The 23,341-nt window shown below is 64.7% G+C and carries 22 protein-coding genes; 4 read left to right on the forward strand and 18 right to left on the reverse strand.

Features of this window, described 5'->3' with window-relative positions; genetic code table 11:
* Positions 1 to 27: 27 nt before the first annotated feature.
* A complete protein-coding gene (locus FHR94_RS15975) occupies positions 28 to 1,257 on the reverse strand; it encodes a Rieske 2Fe-2S domain-containing protein (RefSeq protein ID WP_183327100.1) in 1,230 nt (409 codons plus the stop codon).
* A 433-nt stretch (positions 1,258 to 1,690) separates the two neighbouring features.
* Here FHR94_RS15975 and FHR94_RS15980 point away from each other — a divergent pair, with 433 nt between their 5' ends.
* The 3 genes from FHR94_RS15980 to FHR94_RS15990 all read left to right on the forward strand — a co-directional run bounded on the left by FHR94_RS15980 (position 1,691) and on the right by FHR94_RS15990 (position 3,733).
* Positions 1,691 to 2,083, forward strand: coding sequence for a RidA family protein (locus FHR94_RS15980; protein WP_183327102.1), 393 nt, complete (start codon positions 1,691 to 1,693; stop codon positions 2,081 to 2,083).
* A 2-nt stretch (positions 2,084 to 2,085) separates the two neighbouring features.
* Positions 2,086 to 3,075 (forward strand): amidohydrolase family protein, encoded by a 990-nt coding sequence (locus FHR94_RS15985; protein ID WP_183327104.1) that lies wholly within the window; start codon positions 2,086 to 2,088, stop codon positions 3,073 to 3,075.
* A 190-nt stretch (positions 3,076 to 3,265) separates the two neighbouring features.
* Positions 3,266 to 3,733, forward strand: a complete 468-nt coding sequence (locus tag FHR94_RS15990) for a MarR family winged helix-turn-helix transcriptional regulator (RefSeq protein ID WP_183327106.1) — start codon at positions 3,266 to 3,268, stop codon at positions 3,731 to 3,733.
* 194 nt (positions 3,734 to 3,927) lie between these two features.
* On the opposite strand, the gene FHR94_RS15995 is transcribed toward FHR94_RS15990, so the two are convergent.
* From FHR94_RS15995 to FHR94_RS16015, 5 genes are all read right to left on the reverse strand, one after another.
* Entirely contained in the window at positions 3,928 to 5,118 is a 1,191-nt protein-coding gene (locus FHR94_RS15995; RefSeq protein WP_183327108.1) for a thiolase family protein, read from the reverse strand.
* 69 nt (positions 5,119 to 5,187) lie between these two features.
* The gene (locus tag FHR94_RS16000; protein ID WP_343064676.1) at positions 5,188 to 6,747 is read right to left on the reverse strand and encodes an acyl CoA:acetate/3-ketoacid CoA transferase; all 1,560 of its coding nucleotides are present in this window, start codon (positions 6,745 to 6,747) and stop codon (positions 5,188 to 5,190) included.
* Positions 6,748 to 7,019: 272 nt separating this feature from the next.
* Positions 7,020 to 8,318, reverse strand: a complete 1,299-nt coding sequence (locus FHR94_RS16005; RefSeq protein ID WP_183327111.1) for a TRAP transporter large permease — start codon at positions 8,316 to 8,318, stop codon at positions 7,020 to 7,022.
* 9 nt (positions 8,319 to 8,327) lie between these two features.
* Entirely contained in the window at positions 8,328 to 8,834 is a 507-nt protein-coding gene (locus tag FHR94_RS16010) for a TRAP transporter small permease (protein ID WP_183327113.1), read from the reverse strand.
* A 69-nt stretch (positions 8,835 to 8,903) separates the two neighbouring features.
* Entirely contained in the window at positions 8,904 to 10,028 is a 1,125-nt protein-coding gene (locus FHR94_RS16015; protein ID WP_246390004.1) for a C4-dicarboxylate TRAP transporter substrate-binding protein, read from the reverse strand.
* A 442-nt stretch (positions 10,029 to 10,470) separates the two neighbouring features.
* Between FHR94_RS16015 and FHR94_RS16020 the strand changes: the two genes are divergently transcribed.
* Positions 10,471 to 11,391 (forward strand): helix-turn-helix transcriptional regulator, encoded by a 921-nt coding sequence (locus tag FHR94_RS16020; protein WP_183327117.1) that lies wholly within the window; start codon positions 10,471 to 10,473, stop codon positions 11,389 to 11,391.
* A 64-nt stretch (positions 11,392 to 11,455) separates the two neighbouring features.
* Here FHR94_RS16020 and mce read toward each other — a convergent pair whose 3' ends face one another.
* The 12 genes from mce to FHR94_RS16080 form a co-directional block, all read right to left on the reverse strand.
* Positions 11,456 to 11,863, reverse strand: a complete 408-nt coding sequence (gene mce, locus FHR94_RS16025; RefSeq protein ID WP_183327119.1) for a methylmalonyl-CoA epimerase — start codon at positions 11,861 to 11,863, stop codon at positions 11,456 to 11,458.
* A gap of 13 nt (positions 11,864 to 11,876) precedes the next feature.
* Complete coding sequence (locus FHR94_RS16030; protein WP_183327120.1) at positions 11,877 to 12,911, reverse strand: zinc-binding dehydrogenase; 1,035 nt, start codon at positions 12,909 to 12,911, stop codon at positions 11,877 to 11,879.
* 3 nt (positions 12,912 to 12,914) lie between these two features.
* Positions 12,915 to 13,382 (reverse strand): MaoC family dehydratase, encoded by a 468-nt coding sequence (locus FHR94_RS16035; RefSeq protein ID WP_183327122.1) that lies wholly within the window; start codon positions 13,380 to 13,382, stop codon positions 12,915 to 12,917.
* Positions 13,382 to 13,837, reverse strand: coding sequence for an FAS1-like dehydratase domain-containing protein (locus FHR94_RS16040; RefSeq protein ID WP_183327124.1), 456 nt, complete (start codon positions 13,835 to 13,837; stop codon positions 13,382 to 13,384). The genes FHR94_RS16035 and FHR94_RS16040 overlap by 1 nt, the downstream gene beginning before the upstream one ends.
* Before the next feature lie 50 nt (positions 13,838 to 13,887).
* Entirely contained in the window at positions 13,888 to 15,858 is a 1,971-nt protein-coding gene (locus tag FHR94_RS16045) for an AMP-binding protein (protein ID WP_183327127.1), read from the reverse strand.
* 54 nt (positions 15,859 to 15,912) lie between these two features.
* Positions 15,913 to 16,896: a branched-chain amino acid ABC transporter permease gene (locus FHR94_RS16050; protein WP_183327129.1), complete on the reverse strand. Its 984-nt coding sequence runs from the start codon at positions 16,894 to 16,896 to the stop codon at positions 15,913 to 15,915.
* Between the two features lie 4 nt (positions 16,897 to 16,900).
* Positions 16,901 to 17,788 (reverse strand): branched-chain amino acid ABC transporter permease, encoded by an 888-nt coding sequence (locus tag FHR94_RS16055; RefSeq protein ID WP_183327131.1) that lies wholly within the window; start codon positions 17,786 to 17,788, stop codon positions 16,901 to 16,903.
* A gap of 56 nt (positions 17,789 to 17,844) precedes the next feature.
* The gene (locus FHR94_RS16060; RefSeq protein ID WP_183327133.1) at positions 17,845 to 19,068 is read right to left on the reverse strand and encodes an ABC transporter substrate-binding protein; all 1,224 of its coding nucleotides are present in this window, start codon (positions 19,066 to 19,068) and stop codon (positions 17,845 to 17,847) included.
* A gap of 74 nt (positions 19,069 to 19,142) precedes the next feature.
* Positions 19,143 to 19,901 (reverse strand): ABC transporter ATP-binding protein, encoded by a 759-nt coding sequence (locus tag FHR94_RS16065; RefSeq protein WP_425485392.1) that lies wholly within the window; start codon positions 19,899 to 19,901, stop codon positions 19,143 to 19,145.
* The gene (locus tag FHR94_RS16070; protein WP_183327135.1) at positions 19,898 to 20,671 is read right to left on the reverse strand and encodes an ABC transporter ATP-binding protein; all 774 of its coding nucleotides are present in this window, start codon (positions 20,669 to 20,671) and stop codon (positions 19,898 to 19,900) included. Before FHR94_RS16070 ends, FHR94_RS16065 begins: the two co-directional genes overlap by 4 nt.
* 236 nt (positions 20,672 to 20,907) lie before the next feature.
* Positions 20,908 to 22,422, reverse strand: a complete 1,515-nt coding sequence (locus FHR94_RS16075; protein WP_183327137.1) for a 3-hydroxyacyl-CoA dehydrogenase — start codon at positions 22,420 to 22,422, stop codon at positions 20,908 to 20,910.
* Between the two features lie 11 nt (positions 22,423 to 22,433).
* Positions 22,434 to 23,341: electron transfer flavoprotein subunit alpha/FixB family protein (locus tag FHR94_RS16080; protein WP_246390005.1), on the reverse strand; the 908-nt coding region annotated here is incomplete at its 5' end.

Raw genomic sequence — 23,341 nt, forward strand, 5'->3', positions numbered from 1 at the left:
GGCGTAGATCCACCACGTCTGGGCCCGTCACTCGCCGTCCACCAGGACACGCCAGTCCTGTTCCTCGAGGATGATGCCACCTACGGAGCGAATCTCGGCGTACTTCAGCTCCTCGGCGGAGGGAGCCGGCTTGCTGTTTTCATGCTGCTCGGCGGCACGCAGCAGCAGGTTGCGCACCCGCAGCACGGCACCATCGGCGGAGCAAAGCTGCTCGGTGGTTCGATCCACGATCGGCCCCTGGCCCAGGAAGATGGCGAAGTCCTCGGTACCGAAGTGCTGAGGAAAGCCGCTGAAGTGGCCCCGGGCCATCACGCCGCGATCCTGCCCCCAGTTGTTGGTCTCGTCACCGGGCGGCAGCGGCGGGAAATCCATCAGGTCCGAGCCGATGGTGAAGGGTGTCACCCCCAGGGGACGGCTGGTATTGAAATGGACGAACCAGGCGCGGTGATGAGTATCATCCACGGGCACGCTGAAGAAGACAGTCCCCGGCCCACCCTCTTCGGGGGGACAGATGATGCCGTACCAGGGCATCACGAAGTTGTTGACCCGCACGTACTGCTCGTCCTCGCCGAGGGGACGCAGGGCCGCGTAACGAAACCCGTAGGGCATCTCCTCGAACTCAAGGCGCGGCGCTCGCACCTTGGTCATGTGCATGCGCTGCGACTTGCCGGAGGTCAGCTCGGTAGAGGAGGAGTGCAGCACGCCCACATGGGAGGTATCCATCGAGGCCTCGACACCCTGTACCCAGTTGGTGGGAATTTCCTGGCAGGCCACGGCCCGCTGATCCTCGGGCAGGGCGGTAAAGGGCAGTTCAGGAAAGGCGGGCGGTGTCTCACCCTCGCCCAGCCACACCCAGACGATGCCGCCGGCTTCACGTATCTTGTAGCTGTTGAACTTCACCTTCTGGCAGAAGCTGACCTGATCACCGGTATGGTTGGGCGCCTCAATCATCTCGCCGGTCACGCTGAACTTCCAGCCATGGAACAGGCAGGTCAGGGCATTGTCCTCGTTACGCGCTACCGCCAGCGATGCCTTGCGATGCGGGCATTGTTCATCGAAACAGGCAACCCGGCCGTCATCGGAACGGAAGACCACGTAGTTGTCCCCCAGCAACCGGACGCGAATCGGTGCGCCACCGGCCTCGAGCGAAAGCGAGGGAACAGCGGGCAGCCAGTGCCACTGGCGGATCATCTGCCCCATGGGGGCACCATGCTCCACGCGTGTCAGGCGATCATTGTCTTGCTGTGTCATAGGCATCGTTATTCTCCTGTTGTCCTTATCTACCCGATGGGGCGGTATCGGCTCCTCAACCGAATGCCTGGGAGGCTGACTCCCCAGATCCCGACTACGCCAGGGCACTGACATTCGAGAGGACGTCGGGGGTTGCTTTTCTTTTCTTTATCAGGGAACCTTACATACATCGTGTAGCCGACCAGGCGGTTTGTCAAGACGCTCCCAGCGATTGACACCAGGACCTGGCAAAGCACCACCGGTGATTCACAACCAATTGGGCAAAAAGGAAAAAATCTCGATAATGCAGTCGAGGATAGCCACACAGCAAACAGCGCTTTCGACCTTGGTATGACTCAGGACAGCCGGCACTCCACGGCCGGTGTGCTTCTGGAGCAACCGTGGTGAAGGCAAACGCCTCACCCGACAGCTACCCATCAACAACAAAAGGAGGTCCACCATGTCTGGCAAACGCAGCATCTCGATCCCCGGGTTCGAGCACCGTGCACCCATCCCGGGTGCCGCTCGAGTCGGCAACCTGCTGTTCTCATCCGCCATCTCGGGTATCGATCCCGAAACCGGCCAGCCCGCCGATAGCGCGTCGCGCCAAGTGGAGCTGGCCTTCGCCCACCTGCAGTCGCTTGTCGACGCCGCCGGCACCAGCCTGGCCCACATCGGCAAGATGGCCATCTACGTTCGCGACAATGCCATCCGCGACGCCATCAACGAGGCCTGGCTGGAACACTTTCCCGACCCGGATGACCGGCCGGCACGGCACATCCAGCTGGCTGAGCTTCCCGGCCCCCTGCACCTGCAGATCGAAGTGATCGCCCTCATTCCAGAAGGAGAATAGCCATGATCATCGACTCTCATGCCCATATCGTCATGCCCCAGGAGAGCTACAAGTACTTCACCGAGCTGGTCGGAGGACGCGGGAACCCCTCGGGTAACCCGACGATTCCCGACGCCTCGATTCGCGCCTCGGGCGAGGCCCTGCTCAAGATCATGGACTCCGTGGGCACCGACATTCAGCTGATCTCGCCACGCCCTTACCTGCAGCTGCACTCCTTGAAGCCGGCCATCGTGTCCGAACTCTGGAACCGGCACGTCAACGATGTCATCTATCGACTGGTCGAGATGTTCCCGGACCGCTTCCGCGGCGTCGCCGGCCTGCCCCAGCACCGCCACGAGTGCCCCTCGGTGCGGGTCGTGGCGGAGCTTGAGCGCTGTGTCAAGGAGCTCGGCTTCGTCGGCTGCCTGATCAACCCGGATCCCACCGAGGGGGACGAGCTGCCCCCGCCCGGCCTCGGCGATCCCTTCTGGTACCCCCTCTACGAGAAGATGGTGGAACTCGATGTGCCGGCGCTGATCCACTCCGCCGGCAGCTGCCAGCCCCGCGAGAGCTACACGCTGAAGTTCATCAACGAGGAGAGCACCGCCGTCATCTCCCTGCTGACCTCCGATACCTTCGAGCGCTTCCCCGAGCTGAAGATCGTCATTCCTCACGGTGGGGGCGCCATCCCCTACCAGATGGGGCGTTTCCGGGCTTGGAACGTGCGCAAGGGCGAGGAGCAGAGCTTCGACGACAAGCTGAAGAAGCTGCACTTCGATACCTGCAACTACTCCAGGGAGGCGCTAGAGTTCCTGTTCAAGGTGGTCGGCACCGACAATGTGCTCTTCGGTACCGAGAAGCCCGGCACCGGCAGTGCCCGGGACCCGGTCAGCGGACGCGACTTCGACCACCTCAAGCCGGTGATTGAGGAGATCGACTGGCTGAGCGATGAGCAGCGCCGGAACCTCTTCGAGTGTAACTGCTGCAGCCTCTACAACCTGAACGTGAAGTAAGTGGCCACAGGGGGAGGAAGCCCTCCCCCGCTTCATATGCGGCGGTGCACCGACCTGCCGGCTAAGGAGGCTTCAATTTGTTGCGTGCCGTGTTAGTGTTATACGGGAGCCTTACTTACCTACTCAAAGACGCGGGCGTGGCAGCCTCGGGGCGCCCTTAGGTTCCCGCCGCAAGCAAGGGAAGCGTTTCATGGACAATACCGCCGTCAAGCTGAAACATGGTCCAGCCAGGAATACCACCTATCTGCTGGCCCAGACCACTAACATTATTCGCAACTCCTGGATCGATCCGGCACTCAAGCAGCATGGTCTGACCTCGCTGCAATACACCGTCCTGTCGGTCATCAAGCGCTACAGCGGGCTATCCTCCGCCGAGTTGTCGCGTCACTTCTTCGTGACGCCCCAGACCATGGGGCCCATCCTCACCCAACTGGAGAAGCGGGGGCTGATCGTACGGGAGCCCAATACCGAGAACCGCCGCTTGCTGGCCATCAGCCTCACGGACGAGGGGGGTCGCCATCTTGAAACCTGCAACCATGTGATCGCCGACATCGAGCAGGAGATCTTCGGCGAGCTCGACGACGATACCCTGCAGCACTTCAGGGAGACCCTCCAGCGTATCTATCGCCGTGCCCAGGATAACCACCGGCCGAGGTAGAAGAGTCCTGCTTCCCCCGCCTGGAGAACAGCGACCGGTCCTTTCGTCCTGGCGATCAGGGTCGCGGTGGAATCACCGGCAGCACAGCCAGTTACCACGGCCACTCGATCGTCAAGTCGCATGGCATGCTTCTCTTGATTGCATGAGGCCAGGCCTGCCGGCCTGGCCTCGTTCAGTGTTGCGTCGAGCCACGATCAGCCCACCTTGACGACCAGCGCCGCCGCGGAATCCCCCGCCGCGCAGCCGGTCACCAAAGCATAGCCGCCTCCCTTGAGGGCGGTTTCCTCGATCGCTTCGATCAGCAGACGCCCCAGGGTCGGCCCCTGGGGATGACCGAACACCAGTGAAGTGCCGTAGTTGTTGAATTGGGCGGCATCCAGGCCCAGGGCCTTGGCCAGATGCAGGTCATTGACGATGAACGGACTGTGGTTCTTGATGGTGGTGATCTGGCCGATGCTCAGCCCCGCCTGGTCGAGGGCCTTCTGGGCCGCCGAGGCCGGTGCCATCGGCATATGGGCCGGCTTGGCACGCGCATGGCCGTAGGACAGCACCTGCACCACCAGCCCAGCATCGGTGCTCAGCTCCGCCGCCCGCTCGCGCGTGGTGACGATGATCCCGGCATTGCCGTCCGCCGGATGGGTCTGGGAGCCGAAGGTGTGGATACCCTCGGGCTGCACGGTGCGCAGCTTGGCCAGGCCCTCGGCGCTGGTCATCGTTACCCCCTCGTCGGCCTCGACCAGCGTGGTCTCCTTGCGCGAGACCGGCACCTCCACGGGGAACATGTAGCGCTTCTGGAAGGTGCGGTCGTCGGCCAGGGCCTCGGCGTACTGCTCATACCGGCGCAGGGTCAGCTCATCGGCCTGCTCCCGGGTAAAACCATGCTCGCGGGCGACGTTCTCCGCCGTGGTCAACATGTCCTTGCCAGTGGCCGGATCGGCGTTGATGTTGTCCATGTTCCAGTTCTCGGCGATCACCTCGCCGCCCGGCCCTGTGGGGTTGGGCCAGATGGTGTGGGGGGCGTTGGAGGTGCGATCGGCGAGCAGGCAGTAAGTGGCCCCGAAGCTACCGGTCTCGATGGCTGTCGCCGCGTTGAACACCGCAGTGGTCGAGGTGGCACAAGCCTGAGTGACGTTCTGCCCGGGGATGCCCGGCGCGCCCAGCATAGCGGCCGCCCAAGGGGCGCCATAGAAGATGGCCTTCTGGCCCACCGAAACGCCGAGATAAAGGTAGTCAAACAGCGCCGGATCGATATCCCGACTGGCTAGCCAGCGCTTGCTGGTGGCGGCGCCCAGTTCGATTGAGTTGACGTTGGCCAGGCTGCCCTGCCACTTGCAGAAAGGGCTGGAGTAGTAGCCGCCATAGGGAATGAAGGCGTTCTTGAACATGGATATTGTCTCCTGGGAAAAAAGGGGGCCCCATCCCGCATCACAGGAACGCGGCCCCAACCCTGATGCTCAGTCGTCGGTCAGCCGCTCACGCAGCCCACCCCAGCGCTCGTCGAACAGCGCCGCGGGCATTACCCTGAGCTGGTCGGCCACCTTGGGCACGAAGTCCATGGCAGCGAAGATGTCGCGTTCGATGTCGATGCCTGGCGCGATCTCGGTAAGGGTGATCTCGCCGTCGATCAGCTCGAACACGCAGCGCTCGGTAACGAACAGCACCGGCTTGCCGATCTGCTGGGCGTAGCGACCGCTGAAGGTCACTTGGTCGACCCGCTGCACGAACTTGCGACGATAGCCCTCTTTGCGAATGTCGAGGCGGCCGTCCGCGACAGCGACGTCGCCACCATTGGTGAAGGTGCCGCAGAACACTACCTTGCGGGCGTTCTGGCTGATGTTGATGAAGCCCCCGGGGCCCACCATCTTGTCGCCGAACTTGCTGACGTTGAGGTTGCCCTCGTGATCGGTCTGCGCCAGCCCCAGGAAGCACACGTCCAGGCCGCCGCCGTCGTAGAAGTCGAACTGGTAGCCGTGGTCGATGATCGCCTCGGCGTTGTAGGCGGTGGCGAAGTCGCCGCCGCTGGCCGGCACCCCGCCGTAGGTACCGAGTTCGGTCGTCAGCGTCATCAGGTCGCTGACACCCTCCTCGGCGGCCACGCTGGCGACCCCCTCGGGCATACCGATGCCCAGGTTGACGATCCCCCCCGGGACCAGCTCCATGGCCGCCCGCCGTGCGATGACCTTGCGCGCATCCAGTGGCATGGGCTTGATGCCTCCCAAAGGCATCTTGAGATCCCCCGACAAGGCCGGATTGAAGTAGGTGTCCATCGTCTGGGTATGGCGCTCCGGCGGGGCCACCACCACGTGGTCGACCAGATCGCCGGGGATCTTGACCTTCTGCGGGTGCAGGGTGCCGGAGCGGGCCAGGTACTCCACCTGGGCGATGACGATGCCGCCGCTGTTCTTGGCCGCCTGAGCCATCGACAGCTGCTCGAGGAAGATGGCTTCCCGCTCCAGGGTCAGGTTGCCGCGCTCGTCGGCGGCGGTGGCGCGGATCACCGCTACGTCTACCGGGAAGGCGCGGTACATCAGCCACTCCTCGCCCTCCAGCTCGAGGCACTTGACCAGCTCCTCGGTGGTGGCAGCGTTGGCCTTGGCCCCCTCGAGGCGCGGGTCGACGTAGGTACCCAGGCCAACCTTGCTGATCACCCCGGGCTTCTTGCCGGCGATGTGGCGCCACAGATGCGCCATCACCCCCTGCGGCAGCAGGTAGCCTTCAATGGCATTACTGCGGACGAGCTCGGCCATCCGCGGCGCCTGACCGGTATGCCCGCTGATCAGCCGCTTGACCAGACCCGCATGGGCAAGATGGTTCATGCCCCGGTCCTTGCCATCACCACAGCCGCAGCTGTGCGCCACGGTCAAGTGGCGCGGCGTCCCGGTCTTCAGGAAGCGCGCCTCCAGGGCCGCCGCCACGTCCTCCGCAAACCCGGCCAACCCGGCGGTGGTCCAGGCGACCGTGGCATCGTCCGGAATCAGGCCAACTGCCGCCTCGACATCTAATACCTTGTTCACAATGCACCTCGCGCTTGAATAGTTCGCTCGAGCCATGGTCGCCCGGCGCTGCATTAAAGATCATACCGCGCCGCTTTAATGAACTATAATGCACAAGCATTCGCGTATGACAGCCGACTTTGGTCGAAAAAGGCACAAAAATAACAACATGACGCACAGGGAACTGCAAAGGGAGGGACCATAAGCTTGCCTCACAAATGCACTATACTGCATTTGTGAGGCAGCAAGAGGGCCCTCGTCGGTCGACGACGGGGCCTTGTCAGGAGGGGGCGTCACCCCTTGGTCAGCAACAGCACGATTTCCGGGTAGAAGATCACCAGGGCGACCACCACCAGGTCGGCCACCAGGAAAGTCGCCACGCCCTTGAAGATGTCCACCAGCGAGGCGTACTGGCCGGCGACGCCCTTGATGACGAAGATGTTCATGCCCACCGGCGGCGTGATCATGCCGATCTCGAGCAGCTTGACCAGCAGCACCCCGAACCAGATCAGGCTGACGTCGTAGAGCTCGAACACCGGCAGCAGCACGGGCAGGGTGACCAGCATGGCGCCGAAGGGCTCCATGAACAGGCCCAGGAACAGGTAGATCAGCACCACGATCAGCATCAGCTCGAGATAGGAGGGATCCCAGCCGGTGACGGCGCTGGTGATGAAGCCCGCCACGCCGCTCAGGCTCAGAAACAGCGTGAACATGCTGGCGCCGACGCCGATGATCAGCAGTGCCGAGGTGGTGGTGAGAGTCTCGAGCAGTGCCATCTTCAGCGCCTTGCCGTCGAGGCGACGCAGCAGAGCGGCGATCAGGATGGCCCCGGCGGCCCCCACGGCGCCGGCCTCGGTGGCGGTGAAAAAGCCCGAGAACAGGCCACCGAAGACCAGCACGCCGAGCACCAGCACCGGCCAGATCTCGCCCAGCACCTGCCGCACACTCTGCTGATCGGCCCCCAGTGCTACTCGCGGCACGACATCGGGCTTGATCCAGCTCATGAACAGGATCACCAGGCTGTAGCTCACCGCGGTCAGCAGCCCAATAGTGATGCCGCCCAGGAATACCTGGGTGATCGACACCTGGGCGAAGACGCCATAGACGATCATCAGGATGCTCGGCGGAATCAGCGCCCCGATGGTGCCACCCGCGGCGATGGTGCCGCAGGCGAAGCTCGGCTTGTAGCCACCGCGGACCATCTCCGGGATGGCGATCTTGCCCATGGCGGCAGCGCAGGCCACGCTCGAGCCGCACACCGCTGCGAAGCCGGAGCTGGCGAAGATGCTGGAGATTGCCACGCCCCCCGGCAGCCATCGGAACACTACCTTGGCGGCATTGAATAGCCCCGAGGTCAGGCCGGCATGAAAGCAGACGAAGCCCATCAGCAAAAACATGGGCACCGCGCTGAGCGTCCACTTGGCCACGAAGTCATAGGGCTTGGACGCCAGCATGCCGATCGCCGTGTCCCAGCTCAGCATCAGCCCCATGCCCGCCAGGGAGACCAGGATCAGGGCGAGTGCCACCGGCACCCTAAGGGCCAACAACCCCAGCAGCGAGGCGAGTCCGTAAAAGCCGATATCGACAGCCATGAGGCCTCCTTACACCGCCTCGGCAGAGGTGGTGTGGGTGATGATCAGGGGAATGCGCACCAGGCAGACGATGACCGCCAGGGCGAACGCCACCGGCAGGACGAAATAGGTCGGCCACACCGGCATGGGGAAGTTGAGGGACATCACGTAGGAGCCGATGGCGTATTGCTCGGCGGCCTTGTCCCAGGTGGCGAGCGCCAGCACCAGGTAGATCACCGCCGACACCAGCGACACCAGCGCATCGATCCAGCGTGTGCCAGTGGCGCCGAAGACCCCGGCCAGCGCCTCCACGGTGATCATCTCCTTGCGCCGCTCGACCCAGGCCAGCGGCAGCAGCGCCAGGAAGATCATGTAGTAGCGGGTGACCAGCTCCTGGGTGGCCGGAATGGACACCGAGATGGTCGAGCGCAGCACCACGTCCAGAGTGATGTGGACCATCATCGCCAGGATGCCCAAGGCCCCCAGCGAGGCCAGCAGCACCGCGGTACGGTCCGTCCAGCGAATAAGCATGTCCATGGTTGCCTCTCGTAGGGGTGAGCCGGCAGGAGGACGACCGCCAAGGGGGCCTCCTCCTGCAGCAAGGCATCAGATGCCGTAGGTGGTGAAGTCGACCTGCGACCAGACTTCCCGATCGAGGGCCTCGGCCACTTTCAGGGGGTCCTCATTCGCCTCCTCGGCGATGGCCGTCCACTTCTCGACTAGTTGGCGGAACCGGTCCAGCTTGTCGCTGGCGTTGGCGATGTCATAGCGCTCCTCGGCCTGCCGGGCGGCCACCGCCAGATCCTTCTCGACGAATGCTTGGGTAGCATCCAGTAAGGCTTGGCTGGGCTCGAGCATCTCGACGCCGGCCTGCTGGGCGGCCTCCTCGGCCTGGGCCGGCATGTCGTAGGCCCAGTGCTGCACCGTCAGCAGGCTGGATACCGTAGATGCCCGGGCGATAGCCTCGCGATCCTCGGCCGATAGCGACTGCCAGGTCGGCAGGCCCACCGCATGGGAAATCAGGCTGTGGAAGGTGCCCAGCTCGATGGTGGTGATGTAGTCGATCACATCATCGAGACGAAACGAGATGATGTCCGAGGTGGAGGCGACGGTGCCCTCGATCACGCCTTGGGAAAGCGCCTCGAAGGTCTCCCCGACCGGGATACTGGCGGCCGAGACACCGAACTCGTCTGCCCAGCGCGAGAACTGCGGTCCGCCGACCCGCAGTCGCAGGCCCTGCAGATCGTCGACGCCTTGCACCGGCTGGTTGGTCAGCAGCTGATAGACATCCGTGGAGTGGGAGCTGGTATAGACGATGCCCAGGTCCTTGAGCTCGTCCTGGCAATCGCCGCAGGTGACCACGTACTCGGTCATGGCCGCTGCCATCGCCATGGGGTTGCTGCCCAGGAACGCCATGTCCCCTACCAGGTTGAACTCCGGCAGGTCGGCGGGGAAATAAGCCGGCAGGAACAGGCCGACCTCGACCAGCTGGCTCTTGATTGCCGTGCGCATGTTCTGGATCGAGGCGATCTCCATACCCAGCAGCGAGCCGCTGAGTCGACCGTCGGTCATCTCGGCGATACGCGTCTGGAAATCCGTGTACAGCGGATCATGGGCGGGGTGTACCGGTGGCACACCGGAGGCCATGCGCAGCTCCTTGGCCTGGGCCAGCGGGATCGACATTGCAGTCGCTAGCGTGGCGACCGCGAGACCTTTGATCAGGGGTTTCATCTGCATCTCGAACCTCACTACATTGCTCTTGTTGGGGAGGCCATCCCTCGCCGCGAGGGATGGCCCAGGGATCGAAACAGGCCGGCCGGGGGCGTACTTCGGCGCCGAACGCCTCACCAATAAGCACTATAAGTAACCTTCAGCGAACGAAATGCATTATAGTTCATAATCGACGTTGCCAAGAAACACAACTTTAGTCTCAGGAAAAGAACACGTCAGATGGCAAAGCGGCCGCGACAGTTTTGGTCCGCCACAGGAGTGAATAGCGATATTTCAGATGGTTAGGCGAAACACCGGGGCCGGGCTGTAACCCGGGGACCAAGGCAAGCGGGCTAGGCGGATCGTGGGCGCGCGCGACGTCAAGGTGGGAGATTTTGCGGTCGACAGGCCTTGCATTATAATTCCATGCACGCCCCCCGGCACACAGTGAGAAGAGCGTTTCATGAACAACCAGGTCAAGGACAAGACAGCGAGCGATACGCCGAGCCCCGGGCAGGACTACGCCGCGGTGATCGGCAGCCGCGTGCGCGCCATCCGTGCACGACGCGGCATTCCCCGCAAGCAGCTCTCCGCCGAGTCGGGGATCTCGGAGCGCTACCTGGCCCAGATCGAGACCGGCAAGGCCAACATCTCGATCGAACTGCTGCAGCGCCTGGCCCAGGCCATGGTTGTGCCCATTCACGGCCTGCTGCCGGATCCCGCGCAACAGGCCCTGCCCGCCACGCTGCGGGACCTGCTCCAGCGTCTCTCCCCCACTCAGCTCGAAGAGGCCCAGCGGCTACTCGCCGAGCACTTCGCGCCTCGGCGGGCCTGCCAGTCCGGCATTGCCCTGATCGGCATCCGCTGCAGTGGCAAGACCACCCTCGGCGAACGCCTGGCTGCACAGTACGACCTGCCTTTCATCCGCCTCAGCCAAGTCATCGAGCGGCAAGGTGGCATGCGGGTCGGTGAGATCCTCGAGATGGGGGGACAGCGTACCTACCGCCGCCTAGAGCGTGAGGCCCTGGAGCAGGTTATCCACGAGCACCCCCAGTCGGTGCTCGAGGCCGGCGGCGGCCTGGTCACCGAACCCGAGACCTTCCAGCACCTGCTTGACCACTTCTATACCGTGTGGCTCAAGGCGGAGCCCGCGGAGCTCATGCGCCGCCTGATGGCGGTGGGCGACATGCGCCCGCTGGAAGGCAACAACTACGACATGGCCCTGGAAGATGTGACTCGCATCCTCACCGAGCGCGATGAGGAATACCGCCAGGCTGACCTGATCCTCGACACCACCGGACGCAGCGTCGACGACTGTTTTCAGGAACTCGCTGATGCCTCCCGCTTCCTGCTGGATGGCAGGGTGAAGGCCACGTCAACCTGACGAACCGGCGAACTCGGCGGGCGCGGTTGCTTCACTGCGCCCCAGTAAAGAAGGGAAGAGGGGCTTAGTGCCCCTCGGGTATTTCCGCCAGTTCGATCAGCACATTGCCGGTCGATGACGGGTCGAGGAAGACGATGCGGCTGCCGCCATGGCCGGGCTTCGGCGTCTCGTTGAGCAGCCTGATGCCCTTGTTCTTGAGCTCCACCACGGCGCAGTCGATATCGTCCACCTCGAAGCACAGGTGCCAGAGGCTCTCCCCCGCCTGGTCCATCCAGGCGTTCACCGGGGATGCCGGCCCGACGGCCTCCAGCAGCTCGATATAGGTCTCCCCCACCGGCAGCATGGCCAGCCGGGTCTCCTCGACCTCCTCCTCGTATTCCTGCGGGATGCCCAGCACATCGACCCAGGTTTCCCGAGCCTTGTCCATGTCCTTCACCGTAATGGCGACATGTTCCAGTCGTTTGATTTTCAAGGCAGTTCCTCCCTCAATGCTGTAAATCGAGCCCCACCTTGCCCATCCGACCGCCCGCCTCCAGACGGTCCAGCGCCTCGCGGATGTCCTCCAGGGGAAAGACGCTGTCGATGACCGGGGTGATCCCATGGCGCTCCACGTAGGCCAGCAGATCAGCGAATTCGGAAAGATTGCCGCTGGTGGAGCCAATGATCTGCAGCTGACGGATGAAGATGCGCTTCAGGTCCGCCGGGGGCTGATCCCCCGAGGTGGCCCCACAGGTCACCAGGCGTCCGCCGCGTACCAGCGACTTCAGGGCCGACGACCAGACGGCCTCGCCGACATTCTCGATGACCACATCCACGCCGCGCCCGCCGGTAAGCGCCATGACCGTCTTGGCCACGTCCTGGGTCTTGCTGTTGATCGCCTCATGGGCGCCCAACTCCAGGGCCTTCTCGAGCTTGTCATCCTCGCGGGAGGTCACGATCACCCGGGCACCGGTGCTTCTGGCCAGCTGCATGGCGGCCAGCGACACGCCGCCGCCCACCCCGAACACCAGCACGGTCTCCCAGGGCTTCAGCTGGGCTCGGGTGAAGACCATCCGCCAGGCGGTCAGGTAGTTCACCCCCATGGCCGCCGCCTGCAGGAAGTCCAGGTGCTGCGGCATGGGGAAGACGTTCTGCACCGGCACGCTGATCCACTGGGCGAAGGTGCCATCGATATGCTCGCCCAAGAGCTTCATGCGGGTGCACAGCACATTGTCACCGCGCCGACAGAACTCGCACCGGCCACAGGAGACTCCCGGGTAGATCACCACCCGCTGGCCGACCGAGACCCGCTCCTCGCCGGCATCGATCTCCTCCACGACGCCGGCCCCGTCGAGCCCCATGACCAGTGGGAGCTCGTGGGTGATGCCCGCCCCGCTGTTGCGCATGTAGAGATCGACCTGGTTGAGGGTGCCCGCCTCGATGCGCACCAGCACCTCACCCGGTTGACGACGAGGACGCTCGCCCTCCCGGACCTCGACCACCTCGTTGCCGCCATGGGCGGTAATCACGACAGACTTCATGCATTACTCCTTTCCAGCAGTGTGGTAATCCCTTGCCCCTCGCACAGGGTGCACAGGGTTTGGCCTGTGGAAGTCGGCCCGCCCGGTGACCCTGACGACACCCTCGGCGTCCCGGGCCACGATATCGACGCCGACCCGAACGACGCTTTCTGCCTGATGCGGCGCCCCGCGGTAGCCCACGACCTTCAGGCGGGTGCCGACCCCCATCGGCGCCACAAAGCGGCACGAGAACATCTCTAGCTGCCACCCGGCCATGGCACGCGTCAGCCAGCCCCCGATATCGGTCATGGCCAGCATGCCGTGGCAGATCAGGTCGGGATGACCGGCCTGCACGGCCGCTTCCCGGTCCAGATGGATCGGGTTATGGTCGCCGGAGAGCTCGGCATAGGCATGGAGCACTTCGCGCTGCATCTCGCGCAGCCAGGTCGGCCCCAGGTCAGACAGGCGGTCCTCGCGATGTGGCGTCGACATCAGGTGTCCTCCCCGGCAGTCCTGATGGCATAGACAGAGCGGCTGCTGACCGTCAGACGACCGTCGACCCGAAAGTGGCTCTCCTTGACGAAGAAGCAGACCCGGCGTTCAGGCTTCCAGGTCACATCGCGCAGCCAGGACATCACCGTGACGAGATCCCCACAGCGCAGTGGGCGGTGATAGGTAAAGGATTGCTCGGCGTGAAGCAGGCGGCTGGCCTCAATCTCCAGCAGCGCCGCCACTGCGGCGACGACCCCGGCCTCCATCTCCAGGGAAAACGGGAAGGTGGGCAGCGCCGGGCCGATATCGTCACAGGCACTCTCCTGTCTCACCTCCGCGTCCTGCTGCCCCAGGAAGTCGAGGTAGCGAACCACACGATCCCGCTCGATACGCGCCTGGAAGGCAGGAAACTCGTGGCCTTCCAGCGCCAGCCAGCGGCTATTGAATCGCACCATGGGTCATCCGCCTTGCCGTCAGGACGTCACGAAGAGAGCGGTTCCCTCGGCTAGGACGCATCTTCCGATGCCTCGCCGCGATCTCTCAGGCGGGCGATATTCTCCACCGCCTCATAGCTCTCGAGCGCCGACAGGTCGCCCACGTCGCCACCGATATAGGCGTTTTTCACCACCCGCCGCAGCAGCTTGCCGTTCTTGGTCTTGGGCAAGGCGTCCACGACAAACACCTCGCGCGGGGCGAAGGCCTTGCCCAGCTTCTCGCCCACCAGGGCCTTGAGGCTTGCCTCGACACCTTCGCGCTCGGCCTCCGGCTTCAGCACCACGAAGCATAGCGGCACCTCGCCCTTCATGGGATCGGCCACGCCGACCACCGCGACCTCCGCCACGGCGGGAGAGGCCACCACGATGCTCTCGATCTCCGCCGGCCCGACGCGCTTGCCGGCGACATTCATGGTGTCATCCGAGCGTCCGCGTATCTCCAGCTGGCCGTCGGGATAGGCGATGGCCATGTCGCCATGCACCCAGCGCCCCGGCCAGCGCGAGAAGTACTCGCCCTCATACTTGGTGTTGTTGTGCCAGAAGCTCTTCGTCATGCCGACCCAGGGCTTGTCGATCACCAGTTCCCCGAGCTCATCGACCACGCGCTCCCCGTCGGGATTGACGACCACGGCCGCCATGCCGGGTATGGGGCTGTTGAAGCAGGAGGGGCCGATGGGCCTGAGCAGCACGTTGACCAGGATTCCGCCGCCGATCTCGGTACCGCCGGCGTAGTTGATGATCGGGATGCGGCGCTCCCCCACCGTCTTGAACAGCCAGTGCCAGCTCTCGTCATCCCAGGGCTCGCCGGTGGAGAGGAACAGCCGGACCCGCTCGCCCAGGTGCTTGGGCGCGATGGCGTTTTTCATCAGGCTGCGGGTAAAGGTCGGGGAGATCCCCACATGGGTGGCACCGAAGCCTTCGACCAGCGTCCAGAGGCGGTCCTCCTTCGGGTAGTTCGGGGCGCCATCGTAGATCGCCAGGGTCGCCCCGTTCATGAAGGCGCCGAACACGGCCACCGGCGCGGTCAGCCAGCCCATGTCGGTGATCCAGAAGAGCGTATCGCCTTCACCGAGGTCCATGCACAGCCCCAGGTCCAGGGCCGACTTGAGCGGCAGGCCCGCGTGGGTATGCACCGCGCCCTTGGGCTTGCCCGAGGTCCCCGAGGTGTAGATCAGCAGCAGCGGATCGTCGCTGGCCATCTCGCAGGCGGGCTCACGCTCCTCGCGCGCCTCCGTGGCGGCCATCAGCGACTCCCAGTCATGCTCGTGATTCGCCAGCCGGGCCGGGTCGGAGCCGGCGTTATTGACCACGATGACGGTCTCGACGGCACTGCCGGCGGCGACTGCCTCGTCGGCCTTGGCCTTCATGTCGATGAAGCGTCCACGGCGATGGTAGCCGTCGGCGGTGACCAGGAAGCGGGAACCGGAGTCCTCCAGGCGCACGGCCAGGGCGTCGGCGTTGTAGCCGGAAAAGGCCGGCGCATAGATGGCGCCGAGGCGGATCGTTGCCAGCATGGCGATGATCGCCTGGGGAATCATCGGCAGGTAGAGCGAGACCACGTCTCCGCGGCTCACGCCCAGCCCGCGCAGCATCTCGGCACAGCGCGCCACCTCTCGGGCCAGCTCCGCATAGGTGTAGCGCACCTCGCTGCCGTCCTCGGCCTCGGCGATCAACGCCTGCCTGGCGCCAGCCTCGGGATCGCGCGCCCAGCGCTCCAGGAGGGAGTCGATGATGTTCAGGCGGCCCTCGGGGAACCAGCGGGGGTGCATGATCTCACGGGGGTCCTCGATGGCCGAGGCATAGGGGGCTCGCCACTCGACGCCCAGCTTCTTCTCCACGGCCCCCCAGAACCAGGCGGTGTCATCCACGCTTCGGCTCAGGAGGTCGTCGTAGTGCTCGAGCCCCAGTTCCTCGATCCACTGCTGCAGCCGGGTGCGCTGGCAATATTCGTGGTCGGGTGTCCAGACGGCTTGCTTGGTCATGATGTTGTGCTCCTGATTCATCAACGGCACTGGCGTCGATTACGTGAAGTGCTTTTACTTGAAGTTCTTCTTCACCAGCTTCTGGATCTCGCCGACGATGCCGCTGCGGAAGCTCAGCACGCAGATCACGAAGATCGCGCCCAGGATCACGCTCACCCAGTTGCCCAGCGGCGATTGGGCGAGTTGCGTCTGCAGGCTGACCACCAGGCCGGCACCGACCAGCGGGCCGAACAGGCTGCCGACACCGCCGAGCAGGGTCATCAGGACCACCTCACCGGACATGTGCCAGTGGGCATCGGTGAGCGAGGCGAGCTGGAACACCACCGTCTTGGTGGCGCCCGCCAGGCCGGCAATTCCCGCCGAGATCACGAAGGCCACCAGTTTGTAGGCGTCGACGTTATAGCCCAGCGACACCGCCCGCGGCTCGTTCTCGCGGATCGCCTTGAGCACCTGGCCATAGGGCGAGTGCACGGTACGCTGGATGAGCGCGAAGGCGATCACGAACACCGCCAGCACGAAGTAGTACATGTTGAGGTTGTCGGCGAGGCTGATCAGGCCGAGCAGCTCGCCCCGCGGCACCCCGTGCAGGCCATCCTCGCCACCGGTGAAAGGCGCCTGAATGTAGAAGAAGAACACCATCTGGGCCAGCGCCAGGGTCACCATGGCGAAGTAGATGCCCTGGCGGCGGATCGCCAGGGCGCCGAACGCCAGGCCGAGCCCCAGGCTGGCGAGCGTCCCGGCGAGAATGCCGAGTTCCGGCGTCAGCCCCGGGTAGCTGGCCAGCAGATAGCCGGTGATGTAGCCGCCGGTGGCCAGGAAGGCGGCATGCCCGAAGGAGAGCAGGCCGGCGTAGCCCAGCAGCAGATTGAAGGCACAGGCGAACAGCGCGAAGCACAGCACCTTCATCAAGAACACCGGGTAGGCGACGAAGGGCGCCACCAGCGCGATGGCCAGCAGGGCCAGGTAGAAGGTGTTGCGGCGCAGCCGGGCGTTGCGTTGGCGCTGCATGGCGGGGGTCAGGGAATGGGTAGGGGCCATCACGTCATGCCTCCTTACCGAAGAGTCCCGCGGGACGCAGCATCAGCACCAGGATCATCACCAGGAAGATCACGGTGTTGGCCGCCTCGGGGTAGTAAACCTTGGTGAGCCCCTCGACCAGGCCCATGCCCAGGCCGGTGAGCACGGCGCCGAGGATCGAGCCCATGCCGCCGATCACCACCACGGCGAAGACCACGATCAATAGGCTCGAGCCCATGGTCGGCGACACCGGATAGAGCGGCGCGGCCAGCACGCCGGCGAAGGCGGCCAGCGCCACCCCGAAGCCGTAGGTCAGGGTGATCAGCTGGGGCACGTTGACGCCGAAGGCCTGCATCAGCGCCGGGTTCTCGGTGCCGGCCCGCAGATAGGCCCCCAGCCGGGTGCGCTCGATCATGAACCAGGTGCCCAGGCAGACCACCAGTGCCGCCACCAGCACCCAGCCGCGATAGAGAGGCAGGAACATGAAGCCCAGGTTGACGCCGCCCTGCAGGGCCTCGGGCACCGGATAGCTCGAACCGGACACCCCGAAGAAGTTGATCAGGGTGCCCTCGAAGATCAGTGCCAGGCCGTAGGTCAGCAGCAGGCCATAGAGGTGGTCCAGGTGGGCGATGCGCCGCAGGAGGGTGCGCTCGATCACCACGCCCAGGGCCCCCACCACCAGCGGCACCAGCAGCAGCGCCACCCAGTAGTTGATGCCCAGGTACTGAAGCCCCAGCAGGGCCGCGAAGGCCCCCAGCATGTACTGGGCGCCGTGGGCGAAGTTGATGATCTTCAGCAGGCCGAAGATCACCGCCAGCCCCAGGCTGAGCAGGGCATAGAAGGCGCCGTTGATCAGGCCCAGCATCAGCTGGCCCATGAACACCGCCAACGGCACCCCGAATATCATCGTCATATCATGAACCTCCCGTCAGGGGCGGCGGCCGCGGCGGCCGCCGGTTCTGCTTTCGCTCAGTTGTTGACCAGATCACACTGGCTCTCGGAGAGCGGGCGAAAGGCTTCCTCGGCAGGAATGGTGCTCTTGATCTCGTAGAGGTCCCACTCGCCGGTGGATTCCTCGGGAGACTTCACCTCGGCCAGGTACATGTCATGGACCATGCGGCCATCCTCACGCAGGCGGCCATTGCGCGCGAAGAAGTCCTCGATGGGATTCTCCATGAGGTATTGCCGAACATCTTCGGGGTCATCGCTGCCGGTGGCCTCGACGGCCTGGAGATAATGGGTAACGGCCGAGTAATTACCCGCCTGGATCATGGTGGGCATGCGACCCTCTCGCTCCTGGAAACGCTCGGCCCACTCGCGCGCCTGGTCATCCATGTCCCAGTACCAGCCGGTCACGAACTGGGTCCCTTGGGCGACATCCAGCCCGAGCGAATGCATATCGGTGATGAAGACCATCAGGCTCGCCAGGGTCTGGCCGCTCTGAGGCACACCGAACTGATAGGCCGTCTTGATGGCATTGATCAGATCCGATCCTGCACTGGCCAGGCCGATGATATCGGCCCCGGAACCCTGGGCCTGGAGGATGTAGGACGAGAAGTCATCGGTAGGGAAGGGATGGCGTATCTTGCCCGCGATGGTACCGCCGCTTTCCTCCACCGCATTCTCCACGGCCGCCTCCATGGCATGACCGAAGGCGTAGTCGGAACTCATCAGAAACCACGACTCGCCGCCCTGCTCGACGATGGCCCGAGCGGCGGCATCGGACACGGCGAAGGTGTCATAGACCCAGTGAACGTGATTGGGGGTACAGTGCTCGCCGGTAATGCTGTCTGCCGCGGCGGTGGTCACCATGGCAAACTTGTTTTTCTCCTCCACCAGCTTGGACACGGCAATGGCCACCGAAGAGGCATTCAGGCCCGTGATCATGTCGACGGCGTCTTGATCCATCCATTCCCTGGCCAGGTTCGAGGCAACGGCCGGATCATTGCGATGGTCGGAGCTGATAAGCTCGATAGGCTTACCATTAACTTCACCGCCGAAGTCCTCGATGGCCATCTCGACGGCGGTCTGCCCGGCGGGACCGGCCAGATCGCTGTAGGGACCGCTCATGTCATCCATGTAACCGATGACGACCTTGTCATCGCTGATCTCGGCCTTGGCGGAGGCCGCCATCAGTGACGCCATCACGGCCACCAGGGCACGCTTCTTGAAGACAGAACTCTTGTTGTTCATTTCACTCTCCGAGCCTGATGCCAGGCATTGTTGTTGATCTTGCATTGCAGGACTGCCAGGGGACGGCATGGCCGTCACACCCCCAGCAGGGTATTGAGGTGCTCGCGCCGCGAAGGCAGCTCGGCGGCGCTGATCTGTTCGATGATCCGCCCGTGTTCCATCACGTAGTGACGATCAGCCAGCGGGGCGGCGAAGCGGAAGTTCTGCTCCACCAGCACGATGGTCATGCCGCGCGCCTTGAGCTTGACCAGCACCTCGCCGAGCGCCTGGACGATCACCGGCGCCAGTCCCTCGGTGATCTCGTCGAGCAGCAGCAGTCGCGCCCCGGTGCGCAGGATGCGCGCCATGGCCAGCATCTGCTGTTCCCCGCCGGAGAGCCGGGTGCCCTGGCTGCGCCGCCGCTCGTAGAGGTTGGGGAACATCGCGTAGATTTCGTCGAGGTCCATGCCGCCACTGCGCACCGTGGGCGGCAGCAGCAGGTTCTCCTCGACGTCGAGGCTCGCGAAGATGCCGCGCTCCTCGGGGCAGTAGCCGATGCCCAGCCGCGGGATGCGGTGGGGCGGCATGCCCAGGGTCTCGTTGCCGTTGATGACGATGGAGCCGGTACGCCGGCCCACCATGTTCATGATCGCCTTGAGGGTGGTGCTGCGCCCGGCGCCATTGCGCCCCAGCAGGGTGACGAGTTCGCCGCGCTTCACGTCGAAGTCGACCCCATGCAGGATGTGCGACTCGCCGTAGAAGGCGTGCAGGTCGCTGACCCGCAGCATCTCGGCACCCTCGTCGTCCTGGTACTGGAGCGCCGGGTCCTGAACCGCCTCTGCTGACTGGCTCATGCGCTGGCCTCCTCTTCCGCCGCTTCGCTGCCCATGTAGGCCTCGCGCACCTGGGGATTGCGCGAGACCTCTTGATAGTCCCCTTCGGCCAGCACGGCGCCACGGGCCAATACCGTGATGCGGTCGCACAGCCGGCTGACCACGCTGAGGTTGTGCTCCACCATCAGCACGGTGCGCCCCTTCGAGACCCGCCGGATCAGCTCGACGATGCGATCCACGTCCTCGGCGCCCATGCCCTGGGTGGGCTCGTCGAGCAGCATCAGGGTGGGATCCAGTGCCAGGGTGGTGGCCACCTCCAGTGCCCGCTTGCGCCCGTAGGGCATCTCCACGGTGAGCACGTCGGCATAGTCGGCAAGGCCCACCTCGTCGAGCAGTTCCAGGGCGCGCTCATTGAGATGGTCGAGGCTCTTTTCGGACTTCCAGAAGTGGAAGGAGGTACCGAGGGTGCGCTGCAGGGCCACCCGCACGTTCTCCAGCGCGGTCATGTGGCCGAACACCGCCGAGATCTGGAAGGAGCGCACCAGCCCCAGGCGGGCGATCTCGTTGGCCTTCATGCCAGTGATGGGCTTGCCGCGGTAGAGGATCTCGCCGCGGGTGGGCGGCAGGAACTTGGTCAGCAGGTTGAAGACGGTGGTCTTGCCGGCCCCGTTGGGGCCGATCAGGGCGTGGATATGCCCTTCCTGAACCTGCAGGTTGACGTCATCCACGGCGGTGAAGCCGCGGAACTGCTTGGTCAGGTTGCGTGCTTCCAGTATCGCACTGCTCATCATGCCACCTTTGTGATTGTCGATAATTCGGCAGGACTGTTCATCGAGTCTAGTGGCGCCGGAATTTATGTCAATATCTATACGTATATTATTTCGAGATTAGCCTATATCTGCCTTATTACAAGCCTTGTGCCCTACAATAGAGTCAATAACATGTCATAAATGGTCGCAACGCCCCGGGCCCGCCGCCTCCCGGCCCGGGTCGATAGTGCTTGCTGGTGATGGTGGAGTGCCTGCCTTCAGCGCGCTCCCAGGGGCAACCCCAGGGCGATACGCTGCCTCAGCCAGGGGCTGACGCGATAGCGTGCCTCACCATAGTGGTCATGCAGGCCATCGAGCACCTGTGCGACGGTCTCGCGCTCATAGCGGTCCCCGAAGGCCAGCGGCCCCTCGGGATAGCCCAGCGCCAGTGTGACGGCACGATCGAGCGTTTCCGGTTCCGCAATGCCACGACGCACGATCTCGCAGCCGATGTTGACCATGAAGGCGAGGATGCGCTGAATCACGAAGCCCGGCGAATCGTGGATCACCTCCACCGGCACGCCGTCGCTGCCCAAGGCACTGGTCGCCTGGGCCAGCACGTCCGCATCGATGGCGGGATGGCGCATCAGCACCCGGCAGGCGTCGAAGCCGGCCAGGGTCTCCAGGGCCAGGGTGCGCTCGGCGGGCAGCCCCCGTTCGGCGATGCAGCCGCTGACCGCCTCGCCTACCGGCGTCACCAGGCAGATGGCCTGTGCCGAGGGAGACGCGCCCTCCTCGAGTCGCGAGCCGGCCGCTTCCACCAGCGACGCGATTCGCTCGCGCCATTCAGGCTCCCGGCGATCCAGCCAGAAGGGCCGGGTGACGGGCACGGCCGGCGGCGGGGCGTCCTCCGGCGCGAGCCGTTTCCCGTCTGCATAGCGATAGAACCCCTGGCCGCTCTTGCGCCCCAGCAGGCCGGCGGCGATGCGCCGGGGTACCTGCCAGGAGGGGGTGTAGTAGGGATCCTCAAAGAACTGGCGATAGACCGACTCCATCACCGCATGGGTCACATCGAGCCCGATCAGGTCGAGCAGCTCGAAGGGCCCCATGCGAAAGCCCAGGGTCCGGCAGAGGATGCGGTCGATCTGTTCGGGACTGGCGATGTCCTCGTCCAGCAGCCGGAGTGCCTCGGGCGCATAGGCGCGCCCGGCATGGTTGACCAGAAAGCCCGGCGTATCGGGGGTCACCGCCGGGAAGTGACCGGCCTCTCGGGCCAGCCGCTCGAGACGCTCGATCACCGCCGAGCTTGTCAGCTCCCCGCGCACCACCTCGGCGATCTTCATCAGCGGCACGGGGTTGAAGAAGTGAAAGCCCGCCACCCGCTCGGGGTGGCGGCAGGCGCTGGCGAGGCGCGTCACCGACAGCGACGAGGTGTTGCTGGCCAGTATCGCCTCGCTGGCCACCACCGCCTCCAGTTGGCCAAACAGTGCCTGCTTGGCCTCCATGTCCTCGACGATCGCCTCGATCACCAGGTCGCAGCCGGCAAGCCCCGTCAGGGACTCGCTGGGGTGAAGGCGCGCCAACGTCGCCTCCCGCTCTGCCGTCGAGAGCCGCCCCTTGGCCACCGAACGCTCGAGCAGCCCACCGATGAAGCCCAGCGCCTCCTCGATGGCCCCCTCGCGGCTGTCATGCAGCCACACCTCGTGACCCGCCGTGGCGAACAGCTGGACGATACCGCGCCCCATCACCCCGCTGCCGACCACGCCGATCCGCTCTTTCTCTCTCTCCGCCATGTCTCATCCCCTCAGAGCTTGCTTTCCAGCTCGGGCAGTACCTCGAACAGGTCACCCACTAACCCGTAATCGGCCACCTGGAAGATCGGTGCCTCCTCGTCCTTGTTGATGGCGACGATCACCTTGGAGTCCTTCATGCCCGCCAGGTGCTGGATGGCCCCCGAGATGCCCACGGCGATATAGAGCTCCGGGGCGACGATCTTGCCGGTCTGGCCCACCTGCATGTCGTTGGGCACGAAGCCCGCGTCCACCGCGGCGCGCGAGGCGCCGATCGCCGCGCCAAGCTTGTCGGCGATGCCCTCGAGCAGCGTGAAGTTCTCGCCGCTGCCCATGCCGCGACCGCCGGAGACGACCACCTTGGCCGCGGAGAGCTCGGGGCGGTCGGACTGGGCCAGTTCCTCGCCGATAAAGGACGACAGGGTGTTGTCGACCACGGTATCGACCGCCTCGATGCTGGCCCCGTTACCCTCGCCGACCGCGTCGAAGGCGGTGGCGCGCACGGTGATCACCTTGAGAATGTCGTCACTCTGCACGGTGGCGATGGCGTTACCGGCGTAGATCGGCCGCTTGAAGGTGTCGGCGGACTCGACGGCGATGATCTCGGAAAGCTGCGCCACGTTTCTGAGCGCGGCCAGGCGGGGCAGCACGTTCTTGCCGGTGGTGGAAGCCGCGGCCAGCACATGGGTATAGTCGCCGGCCAATTCGGCCAGCAGCTCGCCCAGGGGCTCGGCCAGCTGGTGGGCATAGACGGCGGCGTCGGCGACGCGGACACGGCTCACGCCGTCGAGCGTGGCGGCAGCCTCGGCGATGGCGGAGACGTCACAGCCGGCCACCAGCACGTCGATATCGCCGCCGCCGTCCTGGGCAATCGCCTGGGCCGCCGCAACGACGTGCGCTGTGGCCGAGCCCAATTCCCCAT

The sequence above is a fragment of the Halomonas cerina genome (assembly GCF_014192215.1).
Lineage (GTDB): Bacteria > Pseudomonadota > Gammaproteobacteria > Pseudomonadales > Halomonadaceae > Halomonas > Halomonas cerina.

Coding starts and splice junctions, on each gene's coding strand:
- FHR94_RS15975 (WP_183327100.1), bottom strand. CDS start 1,257: ATGCCTATGACACAGCAAGACAATGATCGCCTGACACGCGTGGAGCAT.
- FHR94_RS15980 (WP_183327102.1), top strand. CDS start 1,691: ATGTCTGGCAAACGCAGCATCTCGATCCCCGGGTTCGAGCACCGTGCA.
- FHR94_RS15985 (WP_183327104.1), top strand. CDS start 2,086: ATGATCATCGACTCTCATGCCCATATCGTCATGCCCCAGGAGAGCTAC.
- FHR94_RS15990 (WP_183327106.1), top strand. CDS start 3,266: ATGGACAATACCGCCGTCAAGCTGAAACATGGTCCAGCCAGGAATACC.
- FHR94_RS15995 (WP_183327108.1), bottom strand. CDS start 5,118: ATGTTCAAGAACGCCTTCATTCCCTATGGCGGCTACTACTCCAGCCCT.
- FHR94_RS16005 (WP_183327111.1), bottom strand. CDS start 8,318: ATGGCTGTCGATATCGGCTTTTACGGACTCGCCTCGCTGCTGGGGTTG.
- FHR94_RS16010 (WP_183327113.1), bottom strand. CDS start 8,834: ATGGACATGCTTATTCGCTGGACGGACCGTACCGCGGTGCTGCTGGCC.
- FHR94_RS16015 (WP_246390004.1), bottom strand. CDS start 10,028: ATGAAACCCCTGATCAAAGGTCTCGCGGTCGCCACGCTAGCGACTGCA.
- FHR94_RS16020 (WP_183327117.1), top strand. CDS start 10,471: ATGAACAACCAGGTCAAGGACAAGACAGCGAGCGATACGCCGAGCCCC.
- FHR94_RS16030 (WP_183327120.1), bottom strand. CDS start 12,911: ATGAAGTCTGTCGTGATTACCGCCCATGGCGGCAACGAGGTGGTCGAG.
- FHR94_RS16035 (WP_183327122.1), bottom strand. CDS start 13,382: ATGTCGACGCCACATCGCGAGGACCGCCTGTCTGACCTGGGGCCGACC.
- FHR94_RS16040 (WP_183327124.1), bottom strand. CDS start 13,837: ATGGTGCGATTCAATAGCCGCTGGCTGGCGCTGGAAGGCCACGAGTTT.
- FHR94_RS16045 (WP_183327127.1), bottom strand. CDS start 15,858: ATGACCAAGCAAGCCGTCTGGACACCCGACCACGAATATTGCCAGCGC.
- FHR94_RS16050 (WP_183327129.1), bottom strand. CDS start 16,896: ATGGCCCCTACCCATTCCCTGACCCCCGCCATGCAGCGCCAACGCAAC.
- FHR94_RS16055 (WP_183327131.1), bottom strand. CDS start 17,788: ATGACGATGATATTCGGGGTGCCGTTGGCGGTGTTCATGGGCCAGCTG.
- FHR94_RS16060 (WP_183327133.1), bottom strand. CDS start 19,068: ATGAACAACAAGAGTTCTGTCTTCAAGAAGCGTGCCCTGGTGGCCGTG.
- FHR94_RS16065 (WP_425485392.1), bottom strand. CDS start 19,901: ATGAGCCAGTCAGCAGAGGCGGTTCAGGACCCGGCGCTCCAGTACCAG.
- FHR94_RS16070 (WP_183327135.1), bottom strand. CDS start 20,671: ATGATGAGCAGTGCGATACTGGAAGCACGCAACCTGACCAAGCAGTTC.
- FHR94_RS16075 (WP_183327137.1), bottom strand. CDS start 22,422: ATGGCGGAGAGAGAGAAAGAGCGGATCGGCGTGGTCGGCAGCGGGGTG.